Here is a 20,670-nt window from a genome sequence, read left to right on the forward strand (position 1 = left end):
AGCGGAGCAAGCTCCGCTCTACAGGGAGCCGCCATCGGCCAGAGGGCCACAAAGGCGGGGTCCACGGCGAGGCTGGCGACTACTTCTCGACGAAGGCGCGCTCGAACACGTAGTGGCCGGGGCTGCCGATGCGCGGGGAGGCCTCGAAGCCGCGGCTGTCCAGCAGCGTGCGCAGGTCGGCCAGCATCTGCGGGCTGCCGCAGATCATGAAGCGATCCCGCGCCGGGTCGATCGGCGGCAGGCCCAGCGTCTGGGCCATCTGCCCGCTGCCCAGCAGCTCGGTCAGCCGGCCCTGGTTGCGGAACGGCTCGCGCGTCACCGCCGGGTAGTACAGCAGCCGCTCGCGCAGCAGCTCGCCCAGCAACTCGTGCTGCGGCAGCTCGCGCTCGAAGTAGTCGCGGTAGGCCAGATCCTGCTCGTAGCGCACGCCGTGGGTGAGGATCACCTTGTCGAAGCGCTCATAGGTCTCCGGGTCCTTGACGATGCTCAGCCACGGCGCCATGCCGGTGCCGGTGCCCAGCAGGTACAGGTGCCGGCCCGGGTGCAGGTCGGAGATCAGCAGGGTGCCGGTGGGCTTGCGCCCGATCAGGACGCTGTCGCCCGGCCGGATGTGCTGCAGGCGCGAGGTCAGCGGGCCGTTGGGCACCTTGATGCTGAAGAACTCCAGCTGCTCTTCCCAGTTGGCGCTGGCGATCGAGTAGGCGCGCAGCAGCGGGCGGGTCTCGCCCTCCAGGCCGATCATCACGAACTGGCCGTTCTCGAAGCGGAAGGCCTCGCTGCGCGTGGTGGTGAAGCTGAAGTAGTCGTCGGTCCAGTGACGGACCTCAAGCACCGTTTCGGCGCCGTAAGCGGAAGACATGGGCGGATCGTGTTGGGCAGGGGAGAGGAACGCGTTGCAGTATAGCCGCGAAGATGAGATTGGTTCTCATATCCGCGCACGCGTCGACCGACGGGGGGCCAGGTGCGGACGCGCGAGACCGCGCGTCCGCCGGCCGGATCAGCCCTGGCCGCCGCCCCGCGGACCGCGACCGCGCGGCGCGCCGCCGGAACGATTGCCGCCCGGGCCGCGGTTGCCACCCGGACGCGGGCCGTTGCCACCGGGGCGGTTGCCGCCGGCCGGACGACCGCCGGGGCGGGCCTGGCCCTGGCGCTGGCCGTACGGGCTATAGCTGCCGGGCGTGGCGTGGTCGGACGGGAAGCTGGGCGCATTGCCCGGATGCCCGTACGGCTTGGCCTTGCGCTGCTGGCCTTGGCCTGCGCCCTGGCCGCGCGGACCGCGCTCGTCGCCGAAGCCGCCGCCATAGGGGCTGTTGCCGTTGCCACCGCCACCACCGCCCGGACCGCGGCGCTGGCCGCCGGCCGGCTTGCCGCCGAAGGGCTTCTTCGGGCCGGCGTTGCGGTGGCCGCTCGGGCCGGTGTCCACGCCGTCGGGCACGTACCAGCTGCGGAACGCGGCCGGGTTGCCTTCCGGCAGCGGCTTGGGACCTTTTTCCTTGCGCTGCTTGAACGGCTTCTGCGACTGCTTGGCCGCCGCTTCGCCGCTGACGGTCAGGCCGCCCTTGAAGCCGCCGCCCTTGCCGCGGCCACGGCCGCGATCCTCGCGCACGTTGTCGAAACGGCGCAGCTCGCGACCTTCGTCGGCGGTGCTGTGGCCGTTGACGTAGGCATTGCCGGCGCCGCGCGCATTGATCTGCAGCGTGGCCTTGGCCGCCTTGCGCTGGCCGATCACCGGCTGCAGGGTCAGCGCGGCCGGGGCGCCGTCCTCCAGGCCCAGCTGCTTGCGCAGCGCCTGGACCTGGGCGTCGGGCAGCTCCTGCGACTGGCCGCGCAGCAGCGGCTGCGGCAGTTCGATGGCGCCGTAGCGGATGCGCTTGAGGCGGCTGACCTGGCAGCCCTGCGATTCCCACAGGCGGCGCACCTCGCGGTTGCGGCCCTCGCTCAGGGTCACGCGGTACCAGTCGTGCGAATCGGTGCCGCCGATGCGTTCGATCTCGTCGAACTTGGCCGGGCCGTCCTCCAGCGCCACGCCGCGGCGCAGGCGATCGACCAGGTTGTCCGGCACGGTGTCCTGGCCTTCCGGGGCGCGCACGCGCACCACGTACTCGCGGCTGACCTCGAAGGAGGGGTGCATCATCGCGTTGGCCAGCTCGCCGTCGGTGGTCAGCAGCAGCAGGCCGGTGGTGTTGATGTCCAGGCGGCCGATGGCGATCCAGCGCGCGCCCTTGAGCGCGGGCAGGGCCTCGAACACGGTCGGCCGGCCTTCGGGGTCCTCGCGCGTGGTCACCTCGCCCTCGGGCTTGTTGTAGATCAGCACGCGGGTGGGCTCGGTCAACGCGCTGGCCACGAAGCTGCGGCCGTCCAGCTCGACGCGGTCGCCGCTGCCGATGGACATGCCGATCTGCGCGGTCTGGCCGTTGACCTTGACCAGGCCATCGGCGATGCGCTGCTCCAGCGCGCGGCGCGAGCCCAGGCCGGCCTGGGCCAGCACCTTGTGCAAGCGTTCCTCCAGGCGGACTTCGGGGGCTGCGGCGGCGTCGCGCTTCAGCGAGAGCTTGCTGCGGGGGGTGTCACTCATGTTTGTGCTCCGACGAGACCGTATCGGCGTCGTCTTCTTGGTGGGTGGTGGAAGCCGGCGCGTCGGTCTGCGGCGCGTCGGTGGGTTCGGCCGCGTCCGCGAGGGGCGCGTCGAGGTCGGGGGCGTCCTGCGTGGCCGGCGGCGGCTGTTCGCCGTCGGCGTCCGGCGCGTCCTGCGCCGGCGGGGAGTCGGGGGAGGCCGGCTGTTCGCCGTCTTCGTCGGCGCTGGCGGCGTCATCGGCCGGCACGGCCTCAGCGTCCGCATCCGCATCCGCATTCGCGTCTGCATCTGCATCCACATCCGCGTCCGCGTCGGGCTGGCCCTCGGCGGCGGCGCGGGCCGGCAGCGGGGCGCCGGGCAGCGGCAGCTGCGGGTCGAGCTCGGCGATGTCCTTCAGCTCGGACAGCGGCGGCAGTTCGTCCAGGCGCTTGAGCCCGAAGTAGTCCAGGAAGCCCTTGGTGGTGCCGAATAGCGCCGGCCTGCCGGGCACGTCACGGTGGCCGACCACGCGGATCCACTCGCGCTCTTCCAGCGCCTGGATGATGTTGCTGCTGACCGCCACGCCGCGCACCTGCTCGATCTCGCCGCGGGTGATCGGCTGGCGGTAGGCGATCAGCGCCAGGGTCTCCAGGGTGGCGCGGGTGTAGCGGGTCTTGCGCTCGGTCCACATGCGGCTGACCCAGGCGTGCACGTCCGGCTTGACCTGGTAGCGCCAGCCGCTGGCCACTTCGACCAGCTCCACGCCGCGCTCGGCGCAGGCCTGGGCGAGCTGTTCCAGCGCCAGGTCCAGGCTGCCTTCCGGCGCCGGGCGGTCCTCCGGGAACAGCTCGGCCAGCTGCGCCAGGCTCATCGGCTGGGCCGAGGCCAGCAGCGCGGCCTCCACGATGCGGTTGATCAGGCCCTGGTCCGCGTGGGCGACCGGGGCGGTCGCGGTGTCGGTATCGAAAGCGTCGTCGTCGTGCATGCGAGGGTCTTGGCCGCGCCGTCAGCGCGTGCGGGTCGTGGTGGCCGGCGCGCTCATGCGTCGTTGGCCGCGTCGGTGTCGTCGAACTCGCTGGAGAACTGCAGCGGCTCGTTGGTGTTGTTCAGCGCCAGGGACTTGATGTAGATCGGCGCCAGCGGGGCCTCCTGGACGATGTCCAGCAGCTGCTCCTTGGCCAGCTCCAGCATCGCCAGGAAGGTCACCAGCACGCCGAGCCGGCCCTCGGCCACGGTGAACATGGTCTCGAAGCGGTGGAACTTGCCGTCCTCCAGCCGCGAGAGCACCTCGCCCATGCGCTGGCGCACGCTCAGCGCCTCGCGCTTGATCGCGTGGCCGGAGAACAGCTCGGCGCGCTTGAGCACATCGTGCAGCGCCAGCAGCATCTCCTTCAGGTCCACCTCCGGCGGCACCTTGATGGCGGTGCGGTCCGGCACATGGGCGTGGGCCACGGCGGTGTCGCGGTCCTGGCGGGGCAGGGCGTCGATGTCCTCGGCGGCCTGCTTGAAGCGCTCGTACTCCTGCAGGCGGCGCACCAGGTCGGCGCGCGGGTCGCCTTCCTCGCCGTCCTCGGCCTGCGGCCGCGGCAGCAGCATGCGCGACTTGATCTCGGCCAGGATCGCGGCCATCACCAGGTATTCGGCCGCCAGCTCGAAGCGCAGCTCCTGCATGACGTTGATGTAATCCACGTACTGGCGGGTGATCTCCAGCACCGGGATGTCCAGGATGTCCAGGTTCTGCCGGCGGATCAGGTACAGCAGCAGGTCCAGCGGGCCCTCGAAGGCATCGAGGATGACCTCCAGCGCGTCCGGCGGGATGTACAGATCCTGCGGGATCTGCAGCACCGGCTGGCCATGCACCATCGCCAGCGGCATCTCGTGCTGCTGCGGGCTTTGCGGCTTGTCGGTGGAAGCGGTCGCGTCGGGCGCGGATTGCGATGTCATCGAGGGTCGAAAGCGGGTCGCGTCAACACTGCGGTCCGGACCGGTTGGCGTGGGGGAACGCCGGGGCCGGCCCTGCGATTGCCAGGGGGCATGCGCTTCCCGCAAGGGGCGGCGCCGGGGTACTACAGGTGGTCAAGCCTTGCGTGGGCGGTCGAGGTGCGCACGTCAGCCAATGCGGCGCTCGCCTGTGGGGAGGGCGGCGGGCAACGAAGGATCAGGTGGTCTGGCCTTAAGGACGCGCTTGGCAGCGTGTGGGTCGCGGGCAGGTCCGGGCGGGCCTGGGCGATGGCCGCTGCGGGTCGTGCCGTGCCAATCAGGTTCGCAGAGTACGGTTTGGCCGGCCGCCTGTCCAGCGCGGGCGCATCCGTACAATCGCAGGCCCATCCGAAGTCCAGCGGTCTTAATGCCATGTGGTACGCCATCGAAGGCCATGATGTCCCCGATTCCCTGCCGCTGCGCCAGCCGGCGCGCCCGGCGCACCTGGCGCGGCTGCAGGCGCTGCTCGATGCCGGCCGGCTGCTGGTGTGCGGGCCATGCCCGGCGATCGATTCGCCCGATCCGGGCCCGGCCGGCTTCAGCGGCAGCATCGTGATCGCGCAGTTCGACTCGCTGGAGGACGCGCGCGCCTGGGCCGATGCCGACCCCTATGCGCTGGCTGGTGTCTATGCGCGGGTGGACGTGCGTCCGTTCCTGAAGGTGCTGCCGTGAGCGAGGCGACGCGGATCGAGCGCATCCGCCAGGCGCTGGACGCCTGCCTGGCGCCGACGGTGCTGGAGCTGGAGGACGAGAGCCACCGCCACGCCGGCCACGCCGGCGCGCGCGACGGCCGCGGGCACTTCAAGGTCCGGGTGGTCAGCGAGGCCTTCGCCGGCAAGCTGCCGCTGGCCCGGCACCGGCTGGTGTATGCCGCGCTGGGCCCGATGATGCAGACCGACATCCATGCCATGAGCATCGTCGCCCAGACCCCGGGCGAGGCCGCCAGCGCCTGAGCGGGCGCGCGTTGCCCAGGCGTGCGACGGCACCAATTTCGCGGGCTTTTGATCCGGCGCCGCCCTAGCATCGGCCCAAGGTAGGATGGACCGCGCGGAGTGGAAGCGCTTACATTCAGCGCCAGAACCAGTCAGCCAGACCGCGGAGGGCGGATGTCGCGCAACGGAACCATCACCATCCGGGATGTGGCGCGTGAGGCGCAGGTCTCGGTGGCGACCGTCTCGCGGGCGCTCAACGGTCACGACAACGTCGCCGAGGAGGTCCGCAAGCTGGTCCTGGAGACCGCCCGGCGCCTGCGCTACCAGCCGCATGCCGCCGCGCGCAGCCTGAGCAGCCGCAGCACCCAGACCATCGGCGTGGTCCTGCCGGACCTGTACGGCGAGTTCTTCTCCGAGCTGATCCGCGGCATCGACGGGGTGGCGCGCGAGCACCGCCGCCATCTGCTGGTGTCCAGCTACCACGGCGCCCAGGACGCCCAGGGCGCGGCGCTGCGCGCGATGCGCGGGCGCGTGGACGGGCTGCTGGTGCTCTCGCCCTATGCCGACCAGCCGGGCTTCCTCACCGACAACCTGCCCGATGGTCTGCCGGTGGTGCTGATCAACACGCACCTGCCGCACGGCGACTATCCGGTCCTGAACATCGACAACCACGGCGGCGCGGTGGCGATGATGCGCCACCTGGTGGCCAGCGGCCGCAGGCGCATCGCCTTCATCGCCGGGCCGGCCTGCAACTTCGACGCGGCCGAGCGCCTGCGCGGCTATCGCGACGCGCTGGCCGAGCTGCTGCCCGGGGTGGCCGAGCAGGTGCTGCCGGGGCGGTTCGACGAGGCCTCGGGCATGGAGGCCGGCACCGCGCTGCTGGCGGCCGGGAGCCGGCCCGATGCGGTCTTCGCCGCCAACGACACCATGGCCCTGGGTTGCCTGTTCGCCTTCAACCAGGCCGGGGTACGCGTGCCGCAGGACATCGCCCTGGCCGGGTTCGACGACGTGCCGGTGGCGCGCTTCGTCCACCCGCCGCTGACCACCATGCGCATCAGCATCGCCGAGCTGGGCGCCAACGCGCTGCGGCGGCTGCTGCAGGACATCCAGGCCAAGGCGCCGCTGGCGCTGCCCGATCCGGCGCCCTTGGTGCCTGAACTGGTGGTGCGCGACTCGGCCCCGGCGGCCGCGGCGCTCTGACTCGGCAGGCCACGGCTGTTAACCTTGCACCACCCCCGCACCGCTTTCGTTTTGCGCCGGACTTCGTTTGCAGGTGTAAACGTTTACATGGATCTTGAGCCTTGAAGACGCGTCGACGCCTCACCTCGCTGCTGCCGCTGACGGCATCGGCCCTGGCCGTGCTGCTGGCGGCCTGCCAGCAGCAACCCGAACCCACGCCCGTCAAGCCGGTCAAGGTGACCGGGCGTCCGCCCGTCGAGCTTCCCGTGGAAGACAAGAAACCCGAATTGCCGGCGCTGTTCCGCGACATCGAGCGCCGGACCTTCCAGTTCTTCTGGGACACCACCAACGAAAGCAACGGCATGACGCCGGACCGCTATCCGTCGCGGCCGTTCGCCTCGGTGGCCTCGGTCGGGTTCGCGCTGACCGCCTATCCGATCGGCATCGAGAACGGCTGGGTCAGCCGCAGCCAGGCGGTGGACCGCACGCTGACCACGCTGAAGTTCCTCTACGAGCTCAAGCAGGGCAAGCAGCCCACCGGCACGGCCGGCTACAAGGGCTTCTACTACCACTTCCTGGACATGCAGACCGGCCAGCGCTTCTCCAGCTGGGTGGAGCTGTCCACGGTGGACACCTCGCTGCTGCTGATGGGCGTGCTGTTCGCCCAGTCCTATTACGACGGCGATGACCCGCGCGAGAAGCAGATCCGCGACCTGGCCGAGCAGATCTACCGGCGCGTGGACTGGACCTGGATCCAGCCGCGCTCGCCGCTGATCTCGATGGGCTGGTTCCCCGAGAGCGGCTTCATCAACCACGACTGGACCGGCTACAGCGAGGGGATGATGGTCTACATCCTGGCGCTGGGCTCGCCCACCCATGCGGTGGAGCCCGACGCCTGGCAGGTGTGGACGCGCACCTACAACGAGATCTGGGGCGTCTACCAGGGCCAGGAGTACCTGTCCTACGGCCCGCTGTTCACCCATCAGTACACCCATGTCTGGGTCGATTTCCGCGGCATCCAGGACGACTACATGCGCGAGCACGGCATGGACTACTTCGAGAACAGCCGCCGCGCCGCCTATGCCCATCGCCAGTACGCCATCTCCAACCCGATGAAGTGGAAGGACTACGGCGAGAACGTGTGGGGCCTGACCGCCTCGGACGGGCCCCAGCAGACCCAGCAGGAGTATCGCGGCGAGATGCGCGAGTTCCGCCACTATTCGGCGCGCGGCGCCGGCCTGCGCGACAACTTCGACGACGGCACCATCGCCCCGACCGCGGCCATCGCCTCGCTGCCGTTCGCGCCGGAGATCGTGATCCCGGCCACCGAGGAGATGCACAAGCGCTTCGGCGACTACATCTATTCCAGCTACGGCTTCCTGGACGCGTTCAATCGCAGCTTCACCTACGACATCCCGATCAAGACCGGCCGCGTGGTGCCGGACAACGGCTGGGTGGGCAGCGACTACATCGGCATCGACCAGGGCCCGATCCTGACGATGATCGCCAACTATCGCGACGACTTCGTCTGGAACGTGATGAAGAAGAACCCGCACATCCGCAAGGGACTGGAGCGGGCGGGCTTCACCGGCGGCTGGCTGGCCAGCGAGGACAAGGGCAAGGACGACAAGGACAAGCGCGCGCAGGCCGAGGCGGCCAAGACCGCGCAGGCGCCGGGCCAGATGGACGCGGCCACCGCGCGCGCGCTGGGTACGGCCGAATCGCGCGTGCCCAATTCGCAGTCCGAGCCACAGCAACAGCAGCAGCGCCCGCAGCAACCGGGTTGAGTCGCGCATGAGTCCATCCCGCTTTTCCCACGCGCGCCCCGCACGGCGGCTGCGCGGCGCGTTGGCGCTGATGCTGCTGGTGGGCATCGCCGCGCTGGCGGCCTGCGTACCGCGCGATGCGCAGCGCACCACCGTGCGCTTCTGGGCGATCGGCCGCGAGGGCGAGGTGCTCGGCACGCTGCTGCCCGAGTTCGAGGCCGCCCATCCCGACATCCGCGTGGACCTGCAGCAGATCCCCAGCACCGCCGCGCACGAAAAACTGCTGACGGCCTTCGCCGCCGACACGCTGCCGGACGTGTGCCAGCTGGGCAATACCTGGATCGCCGAGTTCGCCACGCTCAAGGCGCTCACGCCGCTGGAGCCCTACGTGCGGCGCTCGGCGGTGGTCAAGCAGGACGATTACTTCCCCGGCATCTGGCAGACCAACCTCATCGACGGGCAGCTGGTGGGCATCCCATGGTATGTGGACACACGCCTGCTGTTCTATCGCAAGGACATCCTCCGCGAGGCGGGGGTGAAGCTGCCGATCACCACCTGGGCGCAGTGGGACCAGGCGATGGCGCAGATCAAGGCCCACGTCGGGCCGGACCGCTACGCCATCCTGATGCCGCTCAACGAGTTCGAGCAGCAGCTCTCGCTGGCCCTGCAGCAGGACGATCCGCTGCTGCGCGACCACGACAACCGCGGCAACTTCGAGAGCCCCGGCTTCCGCGCGGCGCTGGCCTTCTACGCCAACACCTTCGCCCAGGGCTGGGCGCCGAAGATGTCCGAGACCCAGGTCTCCAACGTCTGGGACGAGTTCTTCCGCGGCACCTATGCCTTCTACCTGTCCGGGCCCTGGAACATCCGCGAGTTCCGCATCCGCGCGCCCGAGGCGCTGAAGGACCAGTGGGGCACGATGGCGCTGCCGGGGCCGCACGGGCCGGGCGCGGGCATCGCCGGCGGTTCGAGCCTGGTGATCTTCCAGAGTTCGCGCCACAAGGAGGCGGCGTGGAAGCTGATCGAGTTCCTCTCGCGTCCGGACATCCAGCAGCGCTTCCACGCGCTGATCGGCGACCTGCCGCCGCGCCGCTCGACCTGGCATACGCCGCAGCTGGAAGGCGATCCGCTGGCGCGCGCCTTCGCCGACCAGCTCGAGCGGGTCAAGCCCACGCCCAAGGTGCTGGAATGGGAGCGCATCGTGCAGGAGATGCGGCTGGTGACCGAGCGGGTGGTGCGCGGCGGCGAAAGCCAGGACGCGGCGGTGGCCGACCTGGATCAGCGCGTGGACAAGATCCTGGCCAAGCGCCGCTGGATCTATGAGCGCGACCATCCCGGCAGCGACGCCAAACAGACGGAGACCGCCCGATGAACCGTTCGCTCGCCGGATGGGTGTTCACCGCGCCGGCGCTGATCGTGCTGGGCGTGTTCTTCGGCCTGCCGGTGCTGGCCGCGCTGGCGCTGAGCGTCACCGACTTCGATCTCTACGCGCTGGCCGATCCGCACAACCTGCGCTTCATCGGGCTGGACAACTACATCGACCTGCTGCGCACGCCGATGTTCTGGAAGGCGCTGTGGAACACGACCTACTTCGTGCTGGTGGGCGTGCCGCTCTCCATCGCCGCCTCGCTGGGCGCCGCGCTGCTGCTCAACGCGCCGGCCGCGCGCTTCCGCGCGCTGTTCCGCACCGCGCTGTTCGCCCCGGTGGTGACCACGCTGGTGGCGGTGGCGGTGATCTGGCGCTATCTGTTCAACACCCAGTACGGGCTGGTCAACTACGTGCTGGTGCACCTGGGCGTGCCGGCGCCGGACTGGCTGGGCGATCCGCACTGGGCCATGCCGATGATCATGCTGTTCGCGGTGTGGAAGAACTTCGGCTACAACATGGTGATCTTCCTGGCCGGGCTGCAGGCGATCCCGCACGACCTCTACGAGGCCGCGCGCATCGACGGCGCCAACCGCTGGAAGCAGTTCTGGCACATCACCCTGCCGATGCTGGGCCCGGTGCTGCTGGTGGTCGGGGTGATCACCATCTCTGGCTATTTCCAGCTGTTCGCCGAGCCCTATGTGATGACCCGCGGCGATCCGCTGCAGAGCACGGTGAGCGTGCTGTATTTCATGTTCGAGGAAGGCTTCAAATGGTGGAACCTGGGCCGCGCCTCGGCGGTGGCCTTCCTGCTGTTCCTGATCATCCTGGCGGTGACCACCGTGATGCTGCGCCTGGGCCGCAGGAAGGGGTTGGTATGAGGGGCTTGCACATGCGCGCCCGGTGCGCGGGAGGCCCGGCATGAGCCGCGAAGTCGGGGGCTCGCGCTGGAACGCGATCCTGGTCAACGGCGGCCTGCTGGCGCTGGCCATCGTCAGCCTGGCGCCGCTGGCGTGGATGGTGTCGGTGTCGTTTATGCCGGCCGGCGAGGCCAGCCGCTTCCCGCCGCCGATGCTGCCCAGCGCCGCGACGCTGGCCAACTACCACCAGCTGTTCGAACGCACCGGCATGGCCGACAACTTCGTCAACAGCCTGATCGTGTCGCTGGCCATCACGCTTGGATCGCTGCTGTTCAACACGCTGGCCGGCTATGCCTTCGCCAAGCTGCGCTTCGCCGGGCGCGAGCGGGTGTTCCAGGTGCTGCTGGCCGCGCTGGTGATCCCGGCGCAGGTGGCGATGCTGCCGCTGTTCCTGCTGATGAAGCAGCTGCATCTGGTCAACAGCTTCGGCGGGGTGATCGTGCCGGCGCTGGCCACGGTGTTCGGCATCTTCCTGGTGCGCCAGTACGCGCGCAGCATTCCCGACGAGCTGCTGGAGGCCGCGCGCATCGATGGCGCCGGCGAGCTGCGGATCTTCTTCCAGATCGTGCTGCCGATGCTCAAGCCGGTGCTGGTGACGCTGTCGATCTTCACCTTCATGGCGGCCTGGAACGACTTCATGTGGCCGCTGATCGTGCTGACCGACCAGGATCACTACACGCTGCCGGTGGCGCTGGCCTCGCTCTCGCGCGAGCACGTGATGGACGTGGAGCTGATGATGGCCGGTGCGGTGGTGACGGTGGTGCCGGTGCTGCTGCTGTTCCTGCTGTTGCAGCGGTACTACATCCAGGGGCTGTTGCTGGGGAGTGTGAAGGGGTGAGGCGCCACGCTTGCGCGCCACTGGCGCGCGTGGCGCCGAACGCCCGGCCAGGGATGGCCGGGCCGGACGTTCCGAAGTCGGATCGTCTCGCCATGGAGGGCCGAGTCACGTTTCCTGTTCAGCGGGCACGTGGATCGCGCAGCGGCTTGCCTATACAAGCAAAGGCTTTCGTGCGGCTGCGCCGCCCGACCTACTTTTCTTTGCTCGTGCAAAGAAAAGTAGGCAAAAGAAAACACGCCCCGGGCGGCGCGCCTGCGCTGCGCGCAGGTCCGCTGCGGGCCGAGGGATTTTCCAAGGGGACATCCTGTCCCCTCGGAAAACGTCGCACATCCATGTGCGACGCCCTTGCGGGTCTGGTCCTCGGCCCTCCGCCGCGCCTTAAGGGGTAAGTTGCAAGCCAAAGCAACAGCTAGAGCAACAGTTAGAGCAACAGTTAGAGCAACAGCTAGAGCGACAGCTAGAGCGACAGCTAGAGCGACAGCTAGAGCGACAGCTAGAGCAACAGCTAGAGCGACAGCTAGAGCAACAGCTAGAGCGACCGCTAGAGCGACAGCTAGAGCGACAGCCCAGGCCGCCGGTTCTCTGGCAACCTTCTATGAACTTCTCGATGGCTACTGATATGTCCCGTTGCCGCCCGCTTGTCGCTTTCTTGATCGCGCTTGGCTTGCCTGCGTCTGCGCTAGCGCAGACGCGCGTGCTCGATGCGTTCGACGATCCTTCCACCTGGAAGGTGGTGACCTCCAACCAGGTCACCGCGAGCCTGCGCACGGTGCCCGGGGCCGATGGCGGCAAGGCGCTGTGCCTGGACTACGACTACCACGGTGTGTCCGGCTATGCAGGGCTGCAGCGCCAGGTGGCGCTGGACTATCCGGACAACTATCGCTTCGACTTCCAGCTGCGCGGGTCCTCGCCGGCCAACGATCTGCAGTTCAAGCTCACCGATGCCTCGGGCGACAACGTGTGGTGGGTCAATCGGCCGGCCTACGACTTCCCCGACGAATGGACGCCGGTGACCTATCGCAAGCGCCAGATCGACAAGGCCGGGGCCGGACCCGGACAAGACGCTGCGCCATAGCGCCAAGCTGGAATACACGATCTACAACAACGCCGGTGGCAAGGGTTCGGTGTGCTTCGATGCGCTCACCTTCACCGCGCTGCCGCCGCAGGACACCAGCCCGCTCACCGGCTCGGCCAGTGCCTCGACCGCCAACGGCGGCAGCAGCGCTGCGCTGGCGGTGGACGGCAATCCGGACACGGCCTGGTATGCGGACTTCGACGCGGCCACGCCGCCGCAGCTGACCCTGGACCTGCGCAGCGTGCGCGAGTTCGGCGGGCTCAAGCTGGTGTGGAAGCCGGGCGAGCAGGCCAGCGACTACCTGGTGCAGCTGTCCGACGACGGCGTGCAGTGGCGCGACGCGCGCGCGGTGGTCGATGGCGATGGCGGCACCGACTGGATCGCGCTGCCGGAAACCGAAGCGCGCTACGTGCGCGTGCTGCCCGCCGAAGGGCCGCACAACTCCTTCGGCCTGGCCGAACTGCAGGTGCTGCCGCTGGCGTTCTCGGCCACGCCCAACGAGGTGATCAAGACGATCGCGGCTGCTTCGCCCAAGGGCTGGTATCCGCGCGGCTTCAGCGGCCAGCAGCCGTACTGGACGATCATCGGTCTGGATGGCGGCACCGAGCAGGGCCTGATCGGCGAGGACGGCGCGGTGGAAGTCGCGCGTGGCGGCTTCAGTGTCGAACCGTTCGTGGTGACCGACGGGCGGCTGGTGAGCTGGACCGACGTCAAGGCCCAGCAAAGCCTGCAGGACGGCTATCTGCCGATCCCCAGCGTGGAGTGGCGCCATCCCGCGCTGGCGCTGACCACCACGGCCTTCGCCGACGGCACGCCGGCCGATTCGCAGCTGGTCGTGCGCTATACGCTGCGCAATCCGGACAGCCGCGCGCATGCGTATCGCCTGGCGCTGGCGCTGAGGCCGTTCCAGGTCAACCCGCCGACGCAGTTCCTGAGCGTGCAGGGCGGGGTGAGCCGGATCGAGTCGATCGCCTTCGACGGCCGCACCGCGCGCGTCAACGGCGCGCCGCGGGTGTACGCCTCGCAGGCGCCCGACGCCGCCTTCGCCACAAGCTTCGACGGCGGCATGGCGGTCTCGCACCTGCTGGACGACGCGGTGCCGGCGCAGGCCGAGGTGGTCGACGAGACCGGCCTGGCCTCCGGGGCCTACGTGTACGAGCTGACGCTGGAACCGGGCCAGTCGCGCCAGTTCGACCTGCGCGTTCCGATGACCGGCAAGCCGCGCTGCTCGAGCAGCGTGGCCGCCGCGGACTGCGGCGCGCAGGCGCGTCAGGACGCGGTGGCGGCGCTGTGGCGCGACAAGCTGGACCGCGTGCGCTTCACCGTGCCGGCCGCCGGCCAGCCGCTGGTCGATACGCTGCGCACCGCCACCGCGCACATGCTGATCTCGCGCGTGGGGCCGCGCCTGCAGCCGGGCACGCGCTCGTACAACCGCAGCTGGATCCGCGACGGGGCGATGATCTCCGAGGGCCTGCTGCGCATGGGCCGTCCGCAGGTGGTGCGCGACTACATCGCCTGGTATGCGCCGTTCCAGTTCAAGGACGGCATGGTGCCGTGCTGCGTGGACCGCCGCGGCAGCGACCCGGTGCCGGAGAACGACAGCCACGGCGAGCTGATCTTCGCCATCGCCGACTACTGGCGCTACACCGGCGATACGGCCTTCGTGCAGCGCATGTGGCCACACGTGGAGGGCGCCTATCGCTACATGGAACAGCTGCGCCTGTCCGAGCGCACCGAGCAGAACCGCGCCAAGGATCCGGCCTTCTACGGAATGATGCCCGTGTCGATCAGCCACGAGGGCTATTCGGCCAAGCCGGTGCATTCGTACTGGGACAACTTCTGGGCGCTGAGGGGCTACAAGGACGGGGTCGAACTGGCCCAGGTCCTGGGCAAGACCGAGGACGCCAAGCGCATGGCCGCCTCGCGCGATCAGTTCCGCGCCGATCTGATGGCCTCGCTGCAGGCGGCGGCGCGCGAGCGCGGCATCGATTTCCTGCCCGGCTCGGCCGAGCTGGGCGATTTCGATTCCACCTCGACCACCATCGCCCTGGCGCCGGGCGGCGAGCAGGGCCAGCTGCCGCAGCCGCTGCTGGACAACACCTTCCAGCGCTACTGGACCGAATTCGAGCAGCGGGCCGACGGGCAGCGTGCGTGGAAGGACTACACGCCCTACGAGTGGCGCAACGTGGCCGCCTTCGTGCGGCTGGGCTGGCGCACGCGCGCCAACCGCGCGGTGGACTTCTTCTTCGCCCATCGCACCCCTCAGCCTTGGAACCAGTGGGCCGAGGTGGTCTCGCATACGCCGCGGGTGCCGTTCTTCCTCGGCGACCTGCCGCATGCCTGGGTGGCGTCGGACTTCGTGCGCACCGCGCTGGACATGTTCGCCTACACGCGCGAGCTGGACGACAGCCTGGTGCTGGCCGCGGGCATTCCGCCGGCCTGGCTGGACGGGGAGGGCATCGCCATCGCTGGCCTGCGCACGCCCGAGGGTCCGCTGAGCTACACGCTCAGGCGCGCCGATGGCCAACTGCAGCTGGACGTGCCGGCCGGCCTGAAGCTGCCCAAGGGCGGCCTGGTCCTGCCCTGGCCGTATGCGGGTACGCCGGGCCAGGCGACCATCGACGGCAAGCCCGCGCAGTGGCAGGACGGTGCGCTGCGCGTCACCAGACTGCCGGCGACGGTGCGGATCGCGGCGCCGTGAGCGAGGTTGTGCGTCGCCACCTGTAGAGCGGAGCTTGCTCCGCTGGGGCCTTTCCCACGAACCGAACGAAGAGCAGCGGAGCAAGCTCCGCTCTACAAGAGGGAGCTGCCGTGATGGCTCCCACCCGCCAGCAGAAGAGCGAGGCACGTTCACGGGCAGGCATGCCGGGATGCGGGACCATTCAGTGCTCGATGGACCAGTGGAGGTCGTGCCATGCGCGCATTCGGATTCCTGAGCTTCGGTCACTACGGGCATAGCCCGGGTTCGGTGGCCCGCACCTCGGTCGAGATGATCCGCCAGGCGGTGGAGATCGGCGTCGGCGCCGATGCCCTGGGCGTCAATGGCGCCTACTTCCGCGTGCATCACTTCGCGCGCCAGCAGGCCGCGCCGATGCCGCTGCTGGCGGCCATCGCCGCGCGCACCCAGCACATCGAGGTCGGCACCGGCGTGATCGACATGCGCTACGAGAATCCGCTGTACCTGGCCGAGGAGGCCGCCGCGCTGGATGCCATCGCGCAGGGCCGCATCGCGCTGGGCATCAGCCGCGGCTCGCCCGAGCCGGCGCTGCGCGGCTACGAGGCCTTCGGCTACACCGGCGCGGCCGACCCGCGCGGCGGCGACTTGGCGCGCGAGAAGTTCGCGCTGTTCCTGCGCGCCATCAAGGGCGAACCGATCGCGCCGGGCGATCCGCAGCTGGTCGGGCCCGGCCAGCGCCTGGCGATCGAGCCCGCGCGCGCCCGACCTGGTCAAGCGCATCTGGTGGGGCTCGGGCACGCGCGAGACCGCCGAATGGGTCGGGCGCCACGGCCTGAACCTGATGTCCTCCACGCTGCTCACCGAGGACGATGGCAAGCCCTTCCACGCCCTGCAGGCCGAGCAGATCGCGCGCTTCCGCCAGGCCTATCGCGAGGCCGGGCACAGCGGCGCGCCGCGCGTGTCGGTCAGCCGCAGCGTGTTCCCCATCGTCAACGAGCTGGACGCGCGCTACTTCGGCCAGCGCGGCGACGGGGCGAGCGATACGGTGGGCATCATCGACGGCTTCCGCTCGACCTTCGGCAAGACCTATGCGGATACGCCGGACAGGCTGATCGACCAGCTCAAGGCCGACAGCGCGGTGATGGCGGCCGACACGCTGATGCTGACCATCCCCAGCCAGCTGGGGCCGGACTACAACCTGCACGTGCTGGAGTCCTTCGCCAAATACGTCGCGCCAGCCCTGGGCTGGAAGCCGAACACCGAAGGCCCGGTGGTCGGCGACGCAGTCGAACCCGCCGCGGCGTAAGGCGCGCCTGGCGCGATGCCGCGGGCGCCGGGTCAGTCGGCCTGACGTGTCGGCAGCTGCGGCAGCAGCGCGCTCTCGCCGACGTATTGCTGCAGGATGCCGCGCATCTCCTCATCGCCGATGCGCTCCAGCGGAATCGCCTCGGGCGCGAAGAACACGCCATGGGTGGCGACGCCGGTGCCCAGCTCGCAGCGGTAGACGATGCGGCGCTCGCGGCCGTGGCCGCACACCGCATAGACGAAGCCGACCACCACCGGCAGCTCGGTCGCCTCGCGCAGGCGGCTGGCCAGCGTCGCGTCCTCGCCCTGCGGAATATCGAAGGCGGGCAGGCGCAGCTGGCCGTCGCTGTCCTCGAACAGCAGCACCTGGTCCTCGCGCGTGGCGATCGCCACCGCGCGCGCCTCGGGAGCCGCGCTGGCGGTGCGCGTGGCTTCCTCGGCCAGGCGCGGGGTGAAGTAGCTGCCGCGCACGTAGCCCAGCCCGTTGGCGGCGCTGTGCTCGAAGGCATGCACGCGGCCGAGCAGGATCACGTGGTCGCCGGCCTCGACCACGCGTTCCAGCGCGCAGTCGAACCACGCCGCCACCGTCTCGATCAGCGGCGCGCCGTGCGGGCCGGCATGCCAGGCGCAGGCCGGCGAAGCGATCCTGCACGGGCTGGGCGAATCGGTTGGAGATGTCCTTCTGGTGTTCGGCCAGCACGTTGACCGCGAAGCCCGGGCCCTGGGTGAAGGCTGCCAGATTGCGCGAACTGCGCGCCAGGCAGACCAGCAGCAGCGGCGGGTCCAGCGAGACGCTGGCGAAGGAGTTGGCGGTGAAGCCGATCGGCCGCCCCTGCGCGTCCAGCGCCGTCACCACCGTCACACCGGTCATGAAGGCGCCGAAGGCGTCGCGCAGGGCGCGGGGATCGTGGGTCTGAAGCATGTCCGGGACTTGCGGCGACGGCGGGGGAGCGCAGCCTACCAACTCGCGCGCCGCGACGGGCCCAGTCGCATCGCACACCGCGTTGCGGCGTCGGCGTCCGCACGGCGGGAGCCGCCAAGGCGGCGATGGGGCTTTACAAGCACGCTTGACCAGCCAACCCTCTCTCGTCGTTCCCGCGAAAGCGGGAACCCAGCGTCTTTACGTTCCGTGCCGAAGTCACTGGATTCCCGCGTTCGGGGGAATGACGAGTGGGGCTTTCCTGATGAAGCCCTATCGCCGCCATGGCGGCTCCCACCAGAAGCAGCGCTCCCACGCATCGTCAGCGCGAACTCACACGCCATACCGTATCGCCCACATCGTCGGCGATCAGCAGCGCGCCGCTGGCGTCCTGCGCCAGGCCCACCGGCGCGCCGAACAGCTGCTTCTCGTCGTCGGAGTGGAAGCCGCTGACCACCGTCTGCGGCGGCCCCGCCGGCATGCCCCGCTGGAACGGCACGTACACCACCTCGTAGCCGCTCAGCGGCGAGCGGTCCCAGCTGCCGTGCTCGGCCACGAAGGCGCCGCCGTGGTACTTGGCCGGCAGCGCGTTGTCCTGCGAGAACCACAGGCCCAGCGCCGCCACGTGCGAGCCCAGCGCGTAGTCCGGCTTGATCGCCTTGGCCACCAGGTCGTCCCGCTGCTGCTTGACGCGCGTGTCCGCGTGCTGGCCGTAATAGCTGTAGGGCCAGCCGTAGAAGCCGCCTTCCTGCACCGAGGTCAGGTAGTCGGGCACCAGGTCGGCGCCGATCTCGTCGCGCTCGTTGGCAATGGCCCACAGCTTGCCCGTGGTCGGCTCCCACTGCAGCCCGGTGGGGTTGCGGATGCCCGAGGCGTAGATGCGGCTGCCGGCCGAGGCCACGTCCACTTCCAGCACCACCGCGCGGCGGTATTCCTGCTCCAGCCCGTTTTCGCCGATGTTGCTGTTGGAGCCCACGCCGACGTACAGCTTGCGGCCGTCGGGGCTGGCCAGCAGCGCCTTGGTCCAGTGGTGATTGATGGTGCCCGGCAGGTCGGTGAACTCCACGCCCGGCGCGGTGATGCGGGTCTGGCCGGCGACGTAGGGGAACTTCATGATCGCATCGGCATTGGCCACGTACAGATCGTTGCCGATCAGCTGCACGCCGAAGGGCGAGTGCAGGTGTTCCAGGAACACGTGCTTTTCCCAGCGGCCGTCGGCGCCGGCGCGCAGCAGGGTGATGCGGTTGCCGCCCTTGCCGCTCTTGCCGGACTGGCCCTTGATCTTGTTGGCGATCAGCTGCTTGGGCGTGGTCACCGGTTCGGCGCCGGGGCCGTTGGCCTCGACCACCAGCACGTCGTGGTTGGGCAGCACGTAGAGCTGGCGCGGATGCATCAGGCCGTCGGCGATCTTCTCGATCTTCAGGCCATCGGCGACCTTGGGCGTCTGGCCGTCCTTCCAGCCCACGCCGGCGGGCACCTGCATCGGCGGCACCAGGAAGTTGCGCGCGGCCGGCAACGGCGGCGCGTCGCCGGACTGCTGGGCCGGATGCAGTTCGGCCTTGCCGCCGCAGGCGGCCAGCAGGATCGCGCAGGCCAGGCCCAGGGTGGTGCGGGTGAGGGAATCAATCATGGACATAGCCTCCAAGGCGGGCGTCGCGCACGGCGATCAGCACATTGCCGATGGCCAGCAGCAGCACGGTCAGGGCCGACAGCCACACGCCGGCGGGGATCACGGCATAGGCATCGCGGCTGTGCACGAAGGCGTTGAAGATCGCCGCGACGATGGCCAGCAGGTTGAGCCAGAAGGCCAGCCGGTCCGCGCCCTGCGCGGTGCGGCGCCCGGTGATCCACACCTGCGCCAGATTGACCAGGCGCGGGATGATGGCGGCGACCAGGCCCAGCACGATCAGCCACGCCGCGCTCTTCATCCACAGGATCACCCCGGTGTTGGCGTAGGTGATGTCGAAGATCAGCGCGGCGACGAAGCAACCGAACGGGATCGGATTGAGCAGCCCGTAGAGCGCGGCGGCGACGGCCGAGCGTCGCGGTGCGATGTGCGATGTCATGGAGAAGTCTCGAAGCGAGGAAAGGCGTCCGGCGCGGCGATCGGCGCGGGACGCGGTTCACTGTCCTCGCCCGGATGTGGATGTGGTGTGGTGGTCGCTACCGCGCGAGGTTGCGTCCAGAGGCGCGTAGGCGCTGCCTACGCCGCCGCCGCTTCGTCATTCCCGCGAAGGCGGGAATCCAGCGGCTTTCAAGCGCTAGCGCCAATGTCCATGGGTTCCCGCTTTCGCGGGAACGACGGTTTGAGGGTGTTTGTTCGCGCCTGAGAACTTCGTATTGCCGGCATCAAGCGGCGAGGGGCGAAGCACTCGCATCCCCGTCATTCCCGCGAATGCGGGAATCCAGCGCCTTTCGACCGCAAGCGCAGGCGCCGGCAGCGCCTGCACAGGCCAAACTCAGCCGCCGCGCGCCTGCTTGACGATCTGCGCGGCGCGCGCGGCGGTCTCGCGCACGGAAGTCCAGTCGCCCGCGGTGATCCACTGCTTGGGCACCATCCACGAACCGCCGATGCACACCACGTTGGGCTGGGCCAGGTATTCGGCGGCGGTGGCCTCGGTGATGCCGCCGGTGGGGCAGAGCTTGAGCTGCGGGATCGGCCCGTGCAGGCCCTTGATCATCGCCAGCCCGCCCACCGCATTGGCGGGGAACAGCTTGCACACGTGGAAGCCGAGCTGCAGCAGGGTCAGCAGTTCGGTCGGCGTGGCCGCGCCGGGGATCACCGGGATGGGCGCGGCGGCCAGCGCCTCGGCCATGTGCGCCGGGGTGCCGGGGGTGACGATGAAGTCGGCGCCAGCGCCCACGCACTGACCGATCTGGTCGATGGTCAGCACCGTGCCCGCGCCGATGGCGAACTGCGGCAGCTCGCGTTTGAGCGTGGCCAGCGCTTCCATCGCCACCGGCGTGCGCAGGGTCAGCTCGATCACCGGCAGGCCGCCTTCCAGCAGCGCATGGGCCACGCCCCGGGCCTGGTCCAGCGTGTCCACTGCGACCACCGGCAGGATGCCGGCGCGGCGAAGCAGGTCTTCGGTCTGTTGCTGGCGCTTGGAGATGATCATGGTCGTGCCTTGCGTGCGTGGAAGGGGATGGGGCAGGGCG

Annotated in this window: 15 protein-coding genes and 4 pseudogenes; 10 read left to right on the forward strand and 9 right to left on the reverse strand. The window is 69.7% G+C overall.

Going from position 1 to position 20,670, the window contains the following annotated elements; all coding sequences use genetic code 11:
- Positions 1-79 precede the first annotated feature (79 nt).
- The 4 genes and pseudogenes from ACFJIT_RS05430 to ACFJIT_RS05445 all read right to left on the reverse strand — a co-directional run bounded on the left by ACFJIT_RS05430 (position 80) and on the right by ACFJIT_RS05445 (position 4,498).
- The gene (locus ACFJIT_RS05430) at positions 80-859 is read right to left on the reverse strand and encodes a ferredoxin--NADP reductase (protein ID WP_130517810.1); all 780 of its coding nucleotides are present in this window, start codon (positions 857-859) and stop codon (positions 80-82) included.
- 138 nt (positions 860-997) lie between these two features.
- Positions 998-2,575: a pseudouridine synthase gene (locus tag ACFJIT_RS05435; RefSeq protein ID WP_379655278.1), complete on the reverse strand. Its 1,578-nt coding sequence runs from the start codon at positions 2,573-2,575 to the stop codon at positions 998-1,000.
- Positions 2,571-3,539, reverse strand: a pseudogene (scpB, locus tag ACFJIT_RS05440) (SMC-Scp complex subunit ScpB); the annotation flags it as partial. The pseudogene scpB and the gene ACFJIT_RS05435, both read right to left, overlap by 5 nt.
- 53 nt (positions 3,540-3,592) lie before the next feature.
- Positions 3,593-4,498 (reverse strand): ScpA family protein, encoded by a 906-nt coding sequence (locus ACFJIT_RS05445; protein WP_130517815.1) that lies wholly within the window; start codon positions 4,496-4,498, stop codon positions 3,593-3,595.
- 408 nt (positions 4,499-4,906) lie between these two features.
- Here ACFJIT_RS05445 and ACFJIT_RS05450 point away from each other — a divergent pair, with 408 nt between their 5' ends.
- The 10 genes and pseudogenes from ACFJIT_RS05450 to ACFJIT_RS05495 all read left to right on the forward strand — a co-directional run bounded on the left by ACFJIT_RS05450 (position 4,907) and on the right by ACFJIT_RS05495 (position 16,593).
- Positions 4,907-5,206, forward strand: a complete 300-nt coding sequence (locus ACFJIT_RS05450; RefSeq protein ID WP_130517817.1) for a YciI family protein — start codon at positions 4,907-4,909, stop codon at positions 5,204-5,206.
- Positions 5,203-5,487 carry a BolA family protein gene (locus ACFJIT_RS05455; protein WP_379655279.1) on the forward strand — a complete coding sequence of 95 codons (285 nt, stop codon included), beginning with the start codon at positions 5,203-5,205 and terminating at the stop codon, positions 5,485-5,487. Before ACFJIT_RS05450 ends, ACFJIT_RS05455 begins: the two co-directional genes overlap by 4 nt.
- A gap of 153 nt (positions 5,488-5,640) precedes the next feature.
- The gene (locus tag ACFJIT_RS05460) at positions 5,641-6,666 is read left to right on the forward strand and encodes a LacI family DNA-binding transcriptional regulator (RefSeq protein WP_130517821.1); all 1,026 of its coding nucleotides are present in this window, start codon (positions 5,641-5,643) and stop codon (positions 6,664-6,666) included.
- Between the two features lie 215 nt (positions 6,667-6,881).
- Positions 6,882-8,432, forward strand: a complete 1,551-nt coding sequence (locus ACFJIT_RS05465) for a glucoamylase family protein (protein WP_379655725.1) — start codon at positions 6,882-6,884, stop codon at positions 8,430-8,432.
- Between the two features lie 70 nt (positions 8,433-8,502).
- Positions 8,503-9,783, forward strand: a complete 1,281-nt coding sequence (locus ACFJIT_RS05470; RefSeq protein ID WP_379655726.1) for a sugar ABC transporter substrate-binding protein — start codon at positions 8,503-8,505, stop codon at positions 9,781-9,783.
- Positions 9,780-10,658 carry a carbohydrate ABC transporter permease gene (locus tag ACFJIT_RS05475; RefSeq protein WP_130517827.1) on the forward strand — a complete coding sequence of 293 codons (879 nt, stop codon included), beginning with the start codon at positions 9,780-9,782 and terminating at the stop codon, positions 10,656-10,658. Before ACFJIT_RS05470 ends, ACFJIT_RS05475 begins: the two co-directional genes overlap by 4 nt.
- Before the next feature lie 40 nt (positions 10,659-10,698).
- Positions 10,699-11,535: a carbohydrate ABC transporter permease gene (locus ACFJIT_RS05480; protein WP_379655280.1), complete on the forward strand. Its 837-nt coding sequence runs from the start codon at positions 10,699-10,701 to the stop codon at positions 11,533-11,535.
- A gap of 619 nt (positions 11,536-12,154) precedes the next feature.
- A pseudogene (locus tag ACFJIT_RS05485) lies at positions 12,155-15,311 on the forward strand (discoidin domain-containing protein).
- 288 nt (positions 15,312-15,599) lie between these two features.
- Positions 15,600-15,947 (forward strand): annotated as a pseudogene (locus ACFJIT_RS05490) (LLM class flavin-dependent oxidoreductase); the annotation flags it as partial.
- Positions 15,948-16,128: 181 nt separating this feature from the next.
- A complete protein-coding gene (locus ACFJIT_RS05495) occupies positions 16,129-16,593 on the forward strand; it encodes a hypothetical protein (protein WP_379655281.1) in 465 nt (154 codons plus the stop codon).
- Positions 16,594-16,625: 32 nt separating this feature from the next.
- Here the strand turns inward: ACFJIT_RS05495 and ACFJIT_RS05500 are convergent, their stop codons facing one another.
- From ACFJIT_RS05500 to eda, 5 genes and pseudogenes are all read right to left on the reverse strand, one after another.
- Complete coding sequence (locus ACFJIT_RS05500) at positions 16,626-17,333, reverse strand: flavin reductase family protein (RefSeq protein ID WP_379655727.1); 708 nt, start codon at positions 17,331-17,333, stop codon at positions 16,626-16,628.
- A pseudogene (locus ACFJIT_RS05505) lies at positions 17,278-17,514 on the reverse strand (flavin reductase family protein); the annotation flags it as partial. The gene ACFJIT_RS05500 and the pseudogene ACFJIT_RS05505, both read right to left, overlap by 56 nt.
- A gap of 319 nt (positions 17,515-17,833) precedes the next feature.
- Positions 17,834-19,141: a PQQ-dependent sugar dehydrogenase gene (locus ACFJIT_RS05510; RefSeq protein WP_379655282.1), complete on the reverse strand. Its 1,308-nt coding sequence runs from the start codon at positions 19,139-19,141 to the stop codon at positions 17,834-17,836.
- A complete protein-coding gene (locus ACFJIT_RS05515; RefSeq protein ID WP_379655283.1) occupies positions 19,134-19,577 on the reverse strand; it encodes a DUF2231 domain-containing protein in 444 nt (147 codons plus the stop codon). The genes ACFJIT_RS05510 and ACFJIT_RS05515 overlap by 8 nt, the downstream gene beginning before the upstream one ends.
- A gap of 393 nt (positions 19,578-19,970) precedes the next feature.
- On the reverse strand, positions 19,971-20,630 hold the full coding sequence (gene eda / locus ACFJIT_RS05520; RefSeq protein ID WP_130517839.1) for a bifunctional 4-hydroxy-2-oxoglutarate aldolase/2-dehydro-3-deoxy-phosphogluconate aldolase: 660 nt from the start codon (positions 20,628-20,630) through the stop codon (positions 19,971-19,973).
- Between the last annotated feature and the right edge of the window lie 40 nt (positions 20,631-20,670).

Source organism: Pseudoxanthomonas sp. UC19_8 (assembly GCF_042700505.1).
GTDB lineage: Bacteria > Pseudomonadota > Gammaproteobacteria > Xanthomonadales > Xanthomonadaceae > Pseudoxanthomonas_A > Pseudoxanthomonas_A winnipegensis.

Excerpts from the sequence above, each read along its gene's own strand:
- ACFJIT_RS05445 (WP_130517815.1), bottom strand. The coding sequence starts at position 4,498 with ATGACATCGCAATCCGCGCCCGACGCGACCGCTTCCACCGACAAGCCG.
- ACFJIT_RS05430 (WP_130517810.1), bottom strand. The coding sequence starts at position 859 with ATGTCTTCCGCTTACGGCGCCGAAACGGTGCTTGAGGTCCGTCACTGG.
- ACFJIT_RS05510 (WP_379655282.1), bottom strand. The coding sequence starts at position 19,141 with ATGATTGATTCCCTCACCCGCACCACCCTGGGCCTGGCCTGCGCGATC.
- ACFJIT_RS05435 (WP_379655278.1), bottom strand. The coding sequence starts at position 2,575 with ATGAGTGACACCCCCCGCAGCAAGCTCTCGCTGAAGCGCGACGCCGCC.
- ACFJIT_RS05475 (WP_130517827.1), top strand. The coding sequence starts at position 9,780 with ATGAACCGTTCGCTCGCCGGATGGGTGTTCACCGCGCCGGCGCTGATC.
- ACFJIT_RS05495 (WP_379655281.1), top strand. The coding sequence starts at position 16,129 with ATGTCCTCCACGCTGCTCACCGAGGACGATGGCAAGCCCTTCCACGCC.
- ACFJIT_RS05460 (WP_130517821.1), top strand. The coding sequence starts at position 5,641 with ATGTCGCGCAACGGAACCATCACCATCCGGGATGTGGCGCGTGAGGCG.
- ACFJIT_RS05470 (WP_379655726.1), top strand. The coding sequence starts at position 8,503 with ATGCTGCTGGTGGGCATCGCCGCGCTGGCGGCCTGCGTACCGCGCGAT.
- ACFJIT_RS05450 (WP_130517817.1), top strand. The coding sequence starts at position 4,907 with ATGTGGTACGCCATCGAAGGCCATGATGTCCCCGATTCCCTGCCGCTG.
- ACFJIT_RS05480 (WP_379655280.1), top strand. The coding sequence starts at position 10,699 with ATGAGCCGCGAAGTCGGGGGCTCGCGCTGGAACGCGATCCTGGTCAAC.
- eda (WP_130517839.1), bottom strand. The coding sequence starts at position 20,630 with ATGATCATCTCCAAGCGCCAGCAACAGACCGAAGACCTGCTTCGCCGC.
- ACFJIT_RS05515 (WP_379655283.1), bottom strand. The coding sequence starts at position 19,577 with ATGACATCGCACATCGCACCGCGACGCTCGGCCGTCGCCGCCGCGCTC.